The organism is Streptomyces sp. NPDC005574, assembly GCF_040605435.1.
Taxonomy (GTDB): Bacteria; Actinomycetota; Actinomycetes; order Streptomycetales; family Streptomycetaceae; genus Streptomyces.
On the sequence record NZ_JBEXCW010000281.1, the window covers coordinates 1 to 1,901 of the forward strand.

At 65.4% G+C, this 1,901-nt stretch carries 2 protein-coding genes and 1 pseudogene; all 3 read left to right on the forward strand.

Going from position 1 to position 1,901, the window contains the following annotated elements:
- Positions 1-98: 98 nt before the first annotated feature.
- Positions 99-242 (forward strand): annotated as a pseudogene (locus ABZT03_RS44105) (IS5/IS1182 family transposase); the annotation flags it as partial.
- A 179-nt stretch (positions 243-421) separates the two neighbouring features.
- A complete protein-coding gene (locus ABZT03_RS44110) occupies positions 422-673 on the forward strand; it encodes a hypothetical protein (RefSeq protein WP_356049937.1) in 252 nt (83 codons plus the stop codon).
- Positions 670-1,044, forward strand: a complete 375-nt coding sequence (locus tag ABZT03_RS44115) for a PIN domain-containing protein (RefSeq protein ID WP_356049939.1) — start codon at positions 670-672, stop codon at positions 1,042-1,044. The genes ABZT03_RS44110 and ABZT03_RS44115 overlap by 4 nt, the downstream gene beginning before the upstream one ends.
- Positions 1,045-1,901 lie beyond the last annotated feature (857 nt).

The following is a 1,901-nucleotide window of genomic DNA, read 5'->3' on the forward strand; positions in this document are numbered from 1 at the left end:
CCGCCGCCCCGGCCTCCACAGCCACCCTCCCCACCCCCACCTGAACGATCTAAACGATCATCCCACAGACCGACCGCGATCAAGTTGACAATGCCTACCTGCGCAAACGAGGCATCGCGTGCACCATCCCGGAGAAGGCCGACCAGCAGCGACACCGACACAACCGCGGTCGCCGCGGCGGCCGGCCACCGGCATTCGACCGGCAGACCTACCGCCGACGCCGCGCCGTCGAACGCTGCTACGCGCCCTCGCCCGACTGCGACCCGGCGACGACCTGTCCCGTCCTCCGGTGGCGACCAGGACCTTGCTGCGGCGGCTGGCCCGACGCACCCGACACTCGACACGGAGATCGCCGAGCTCGACGCCGAAGGCACCGCCGGAACAACGCACCGTAACTTCTACCAGGGGTAGAATGAGTGCCATGAACAAGCCGACGAGTATCAAGACCAGCGAGGAAGTGCGCAACCGACTGCGTATCCTCGCCCACGAGCGCGGCACCACCATCACCGAACTGCTGGAAGAGCTCGCCGCCCGTGAGCTCACGGAGGCCGAACGGGAGCAGCGAGCTCACGAGGCCGCTCGTGAACTCGGCGTGGAGTATACCGAGCAGGTCCAGCAGGTCGGCCAGAGCGCTTGGGCGAAGATCCGCACCCATCAGGACGCCGCCGCGTGAACCTGACGGCCGTCCTGGACCACACCGCTCTGACCGCCCTATACCGCGCAGATCCCTTCTTCACCGGTCTCTATATCGAAGCGTCGCGCGGTACTGGCCGCCTAATCATTCCGGCACTGTCTGTTTTCGCTGCCGAGCGGCAGGTCGCGGGTGCGGGCAAGCACGCCGCGGCCCTGCGGTTCACCGAGAATGTTCCTTTCACCGCGACGCATGCCGTTGATGCGATGGGCTGGAAGAACGTGGACTGGTCAGTGGCCCATGCCGCGGCGATCGCCTGGCAAGCGGTCAAGGCAGGAGAGCCGCTCACGCTGCTATCTCTGAAACCGGAGTTGTATGCAGGCACGGACATTGATCCTCTGGATCCAACTTGATTTAGCACAACCGGATTTCTCCATTGCCGCTGGTCAGCGGCTAGAGTGAGGGGGTAGCGAAGTGGTGACGGGGTGGGGTCCCTCGCGCCCCGTCGCGAACGTGTGACTGCGCCGCGTGTAGTACACCGTCGAGCCCGAGCCTGGTATCAGCGACGCATCGTGACCGGTTCACTACTTGCTCTGTCCGTGGAGGAGAGGCCTCGGTTCGCCCTGACAGCAGGCGGCGGACCTCGGTTGGAGTGAGGTCTACGAGGTCGGACGTGCCGCCTCCCGCCCCCCGTTTTCCCGCTCCTGACGGCCAGGAATACATGGGCGACCCTGAAACCTCAGTAATCGCCAGCACGAGAAGGACCTTGCCGAGGAAGTAGGCGGCCGGCGGCATGGGCAAGCCACGCAGGCGCTTGCCCATGCCGCCGCACCTCGGCGGCTTCCCAGGGTCTGGAAGCTGGCCCCCATCACTCCGCTGGCGATCATCCCGCTGCCCAGAACCTGCTGGATCGGCACGCCTGCGCCCGCATCACCTGGAAGATCGACGCGAACAGCACCAGCAGCGGGAAACACAGGGCCTCCCCGGCGCGGATGAACTGCCCGATCTCCAGACGGCCCCGCGACAGCCCGACCCAATGTACTTCGCCGGCAGCGAGTAGTAGCCCTGCCGGACTGTGATCCGGCTGTTGCGCGCAACGGTCGGAGTCAGGTCGATCCCGCAGTCGTAGTCGTCCGCCGGCAAAAGGCGCCGCGATATTGCTCGAACTCGAAGCCGTGAGGTGACCCCTGCGATGTGGACACACCTGACAATGGATCTTGGTGATCCAGGAAGGTGAAGATCTACGTGGGACGGCCCTCGAAGTACAACG